Below are 4,808 nucleotides of genomic sequence, written 5' to 3' on the forward strand. Positions count from 1 at the left end.
TTGTCGCCGCTGTCGCAACCCTCACTACCGATGAGCGATTGGGCCACGTTCGGGTGATTGTCAGTGTCAGGTCCGGCACCGATGTCGTAGATCATGCAGATATCGCGCATGCTCGGCGTGTCCACCTGCATCCGCCTACCGCACGGGAGGTGCTGGGGGAGTTGGCTGTCGCCGAAGGCGGTATCCCGGAGAGGCTCGATCGGACCTTGCACGAACTACCCGATGATGTGCGCGGCGGCTGGCTGATGCCGAGGTTGATCACCGAAATCGATTGGCGAGCCGACAGTCTCGATGGCACGGATTTGAATGCGCTAGTGGCGAGCAGGTTCAGCACAACCCGCCAGCGTCCCATGCATGCCGACACCGCGCCGCCCGTCGGCGCCCTGCTCGCGGCGGTCGGCGTCGGTCCCACCGCGCCCCTGCGCCTGATCCACGAAGCCCTGCATCGGCTCGGACATCCGGTGTCGTTGCCGCAGTTGCGTGATGTGGTGGTCGACCTCGGAGTGCTCGTCGCACGTGGCCATCCCGGTCAAAACATCGAACGAGTTGGGCTCTCGCATGCGGCGTTCACCAGCCCGCTGCGACAGATTGTCTGCGCGCAATGGCCGACCGCGCTGTTGGACGCCCATACCGCACTCGCTGCCGCGTTCGATGTATCGGAGAGAATCGGTGGGGGCCGCGGCGTTGGGTGCGGCGGTGCGCGAGAGACCGGTGACGGCGGTGGTCGCGGCGAGAGCCAGCGCCAGGACGGCGCACCGCCGATAATCCTGCGGCGCATGGTCTTTCAAATCTGTACGCTCAAGGATTGTTGGACACCATCACTTTTCGACACCCTTGATCGACACCGCACAGCTCCAGACGGGTCTGGACCCTATGCCCGCCCCTCGGAGGTGTCGAGAACCGGACTGAGTACCGCCAAGGGTGTCGCGTACGTAGCTGACGGCGTTGACCATGATCACCGATCCTGCGGGGAGCGACCACGAGGTTCAATCCGAGCAGGCCGCGTAGCCGTGGCGTCGCGGCGAATATGCGCATGCCCACCGTGATCCGTTCGCAGAATCGAACTGGTGGGTGGTGTGTCTATCGGCGACCAGGTTGGGTCGATGAGTTCGGCGAGAAAGACGAGGGTTCATTCCGTCCGATAGCTTTCGCCGGGTTTGCGGGTCTCGTCGAGTTAATGGCGCATCCCCAGCGAATTTCGGGATAGCTGCGATCAATCCGAATATCGTAGACTACAAACCGGCCTCTATCAGGACTGGAGTGATGAGACCGCCGACACTACCTGTTCCCGCCAGATCTTTATGAGCTTCTCGCCCTGATCAAACGACATCGTGTGATCGGCAACTGCTGTCGCGATGGCGTCTTCGGTCAATGCCCGTCCGAAAGTGTCGAGTATCTCGAAAAAACTGATCGAAGGCTGTGCTGGCGACAGGTGGGGGCAAGCTAGATGCTCGGGAGAGAGGGAAACTGTCACGCCCTCCTCGTCGGAAATCTTCGGCGATCTGAGCATGACGTCAACGCGATCGTTGGTGAAGTCGACCACGATTCCGTGCGCTCCGGTGAGAACGGCTTCGATCGTGTCGCTCGCGGCGACCGTAACTCTGTCGCCGATTTCGAGCGGACAGCCGTGCATATCCATCATTGTTTATCTCGATGTCTCGTCATAACTTGCTGTTCGGTCTGTTCGATTCTGTGTGCCGCCACGGGCCTACCAGATCGGTTGGCCCGCAGGCGAAGCATTCGACTCGCGTGTCATCGCGGTCGCATGCAACGTGGTCAACTATGCGCTGGCTAGGGGACCGCGGGCGCGACGCTGTATGTGGACTGCGTAGTCGCCATCGGTGTCTACTCGCGCGCCCGAACCTTTTCGAGGAGCGGCCGCGATGGGAGTGGCGCCCACCAGTTCCAAGTTCCGGCGACACGCATGAACGCTGGCACCAGGATCATTCGAACGAGGGTCGCATCGACGAGCACCGCGAGAACGAGGCCGAGGCCCAGCATGCGGATCAGCGACACACTGCTGGTGGCGAAACCTGCGAATACGACAGCCATGAGCACTGCGGCTGCGGTCACTACCCGGCCAGATCTGGCCAGCCCGACCGCCACGGCGGTGTCGTTATCTACTCGGGTTCGGCCGGACTTCTCCCATTCCTCGGTGAAACGGGCGAGCAGGAAGACCTCATAGTCCATCGACAAGCCAAAGGCGATGCAGAACATCAGGACTGGTACCGAGGGTCCGGTGTAGCCCGTTGTCGTTGTACCAAGGCCGCCGAGATGGCCGTCCTGAAAGATCCATACTGTCGCGCCGAATGTGGCTGTCAACGACAGGGCGTTGAGCATCAACGCCTTCAGCGATTCCACAGCGAAGATCAGCTGCATACTCGACATTCCGAAGTCGCTGGACAGAATTCGGTCCGCTTGTGCGGACTCCGCAGCGGGATTGATGTAGCCGCCGGCAGAGAGGCGGTCAGCAGCCAGAGATCCGATCGCGCCGAACAGGACGCAGGCGAGTGCGGATGATGCCAGTACGACCCTGGGCGCTCGGGTGACGAAGCTCGTCAAGCGAGAGAGCATCGGCTCTCACCGAGACCAGCGGTTGAGGTGGGTTGTGTGGTGTGCGCTGAGAGACGAAACATTCAGGCCTGCAGCCGATTTACATGACAAGAGATCCCCCACTGTCAGGTTCGAGACGAACGAGCCAATCGTATCCGACACCACTGGCTTGTCCAGCGTCATCATAAGTTCCGAGGTCAGTGTGCTGTCTTCGGTCGAGCGTCGGGGTGTATCTGGTTTGTGGGCCAGTAGAGTTCGATGAGCGACGGCCGACTGTTGATCGCGGAGCGCGCAGACCTCGTTCGCCTCGGCGTCATGGGCTGAGGAGTTGTGCGCAGGAGGTTTCGCAGAAGTGCGAATAATCCGAATGGCAAGACTTGGTTGACTTGCGACAAGCTCGATCGAAAGGCTCTGGAGCGCAGCGCGAACACGCTCGCCTACTACTGATCCCGCCGCTCGTGGAACGAGAGATAGCCACCCGAAGAGCGTATGTCGTGAGAGGATCGTTGCCGAGCTGAGAAGGTCGTGGGGTGACACCGCTCGTATCAGACCACGTAGAGAGGGGTTCTGGCAGATGTCTAATGCTGGTGTATCGAAATCGTCGGATGGTTCCAAGGATCCTTCGGCGGGCATGTTGTACCCTGGCGAATCGCCGCGTGTGTACCGAGCATTGTTCAATGTGTTTCCGCCCTACCTGTTCGGGGGCGTGCGGGTCAAACACATTGCCGAGGACTGGACTTCGGTCCGTGTGACCTACACCGTTCGTCCGTGGAATCGCAACAACCCCAATCGTGCCGCCTTCGGCGGAACGCTGTACTCGATGACAGACCCGTTCTTCGGAATTATGGCCTATGGTCAGCTCGGTCGCGACTACCGTGTCTGGAACACGGTTGGCAACATCGAATTCATCGCTCCCGGCCGGGGAACGGTCACTGCCACTATGGAACTTTCGCATGAAGAGGTCGACGCGATCAGGGCTGCCACGAGCGATGGTCAGAAGTCGATCACCGATCACTCCGCCGACATCCTCGATGGGGATGGGAAACTTGTCGCCCGGGCCAGTCAGAAGCTCTACGCGCGGCGTCTGCGCCCCTGAGTTGGCGCGGAGCATAGGGGGTAATCTGAGGAAGCGCAGTTCAGGGTCGAGAACCGGGAACGTCGCACCCGGCGCCGAGCGAAACATCCACGACCGACGCATGATTGCAATCCATCGTAGCGAGTAGTCATGTAGTGCAGACGAATGCAGCGCGAGATGGTCGTAACTGGTTGCAAGCAGGCTGCTTACGGACTAGGGGAGATCGAACTTGCTAGACCAGCCGGGTCGAGTGGGGATCCGACTGGCGCTTCGATCGGCCATCGTCTCTTTGATTCCATTGTGCCGCAACAATTCCGGTGGATGTTTTCCACTATAGCGGGCCTTCGGCATCCGCTCGGGTTCGCGGCCAGGGGCGCAATGGATGCATTCAAAGACTGTTGGCGTGCAACAGAATCCGGGTTCACTGACGATCGCGATGGAGTGCCCCTGCCTGTGATTCAGCGATTGCCTGGTCGCGGGAGTCCAGTTGCCGAAGCGCGTCGCGTCATGCATGCTCGGTGGGAGGCTGAGGGACCTTCATCCGGGATCCTTCGGCGATGTTCCAGCTTGGGAGGGATCGGATGAGGTCTATGGTTTTCGAAACAAGCCTTGCTCCAACGGAGTTGCGGACTCGTGGTCCGCGTGACATCCGTTGTGAAGCTGTTCTGCGCACGGGAGCCGGCTCGTTCTAGGTCGGACCCTGATCACGAAGCGCGCGTACACCGGCCTCTATCAGGCGGATCTGGTGGGGAGCCGTAGCCGTGCCACACCCAGCCAGCGGATCATCTAGGCATACAGGTCACTGACGACAACCGTCAGGGGCTGTACACCCGCGCCGATGCTTGGTCATCAAGGGTCTGCTTTTCATTTTCCAGCGGGTGGTTCTCGTGCTCCTGCCCCGAGATCTACTTTCCCAGAACAACTTGCGCCCAAACATGCGGATGCGGATAGCCGCAGCGCATCAATAGATGGTGACATGCACATGACGGACGATCAGAAACTGTTGGGCGCACTGCGTGCCTCGCTGAAGGAAGCCGAACGTCTTCGTCGGCACAATGCGGAATTGTCGGCGGAAATCGAGAGCCTGACCTCTGAGCCGGTGGCGGTTGTGGGTGTGGGGTGTCGTTTTCCGGGTGGGGTGGGTTCTGCGGAGGATTTGTGGGGGTTGGTGGCTGAGGGG

Annotated in this window: 4 protein-coding genes and 2 pseudogenes; 2 read left to right on the plus strand and 4 right to left on the minus strand. The window is 60.5% G+C overall.

Annotated features, from left to right (window positions below):
- Positions 1 to 311: 311 nt before the first annotated feature.
- From ACWEO2_RS44140 to ACWEO2_RS44155, 4 genes and pseudogenes are all read right to left on the minus strand, one after another.
- Positions 312 to 788, minus strand: coding sequence for a hypothetical protein (locus ACWEO2_RS44140; RefSeq protein ID WP_452410850.1), 477 nt, complete (start codon positions 786 to 788; stop codon positions 312 to 314).
- 78 nt (positions 789 to 866) lie between these two features.
- Positions 867 to 1,059, minus strand: a pseudogene (locus ACWEO2_RS44145) (MFS transporter); the annotation flags it as partial.
- A gap of 190 nt (positions 1,060 to 1,249) precedes the next feature.
- Positions 1,250 to 1,642 carry a hypothetical protein gene (locus tag ACWEO2_RS44150; RefSeq protein WP_452410851.1) on the minus strand — a complete coding sequence of 131 codons (393 nt, stop codon included), beginning with the start codon at positions 1,640 to 1,642 and terminating at the stop codon, positions 1,250 to 1,252.
- Positions 1,643 to 1,845: 203 nt separating this feature from the next.
- Positions 1,846 to 2,352 (minus strand): annotated as a pseudogene (locus ACWEO2_RS44155) (MMPL family transporter); the annotation flags it as partial.
- Positions 2,353 to 3,232: 880 nt separating this feature from the next.
- On the opposite strand from ACWEO2_RS44155, the gene ACWEO2_RS44160 reads away from it, so the two are divergent.
- Positions 3,233 to 3,649, plus strand: coding sequence for a DUF4442 domain-containing protein (locus ACWEO2_RS44160; protein ID WP_452410852.1), 417 nt, complete (start codon positions 3,233 to 3,235; stop codon positions 3,647 to 3,649).
- A gap of 961 nt (positions 3,650 to 4,610) precedes the next feature.
- A partial coding sequence (locus ACWEO2_RS44165) for a polyketide synthase docking domain-containing protein (protein WP_452410853.1) occupies positions 4,611 to 4,808 on the plus strand: 198 nt, incomplete at its 3' end.

It is taken from the genome of Nocardia sp. NPDC004278, assembly GCF_053602975.1.

Bases quoted from the DNA above. Each gene is read 5' to 3' on its own strand.
- ACWEO2_RS44150 (WP_452410851.1), bottom strand. From the start codon at position 1,642: ATGATGGATATGCACGGCTGTCCGCTCGAAATCGGCGACAGAGTTACG.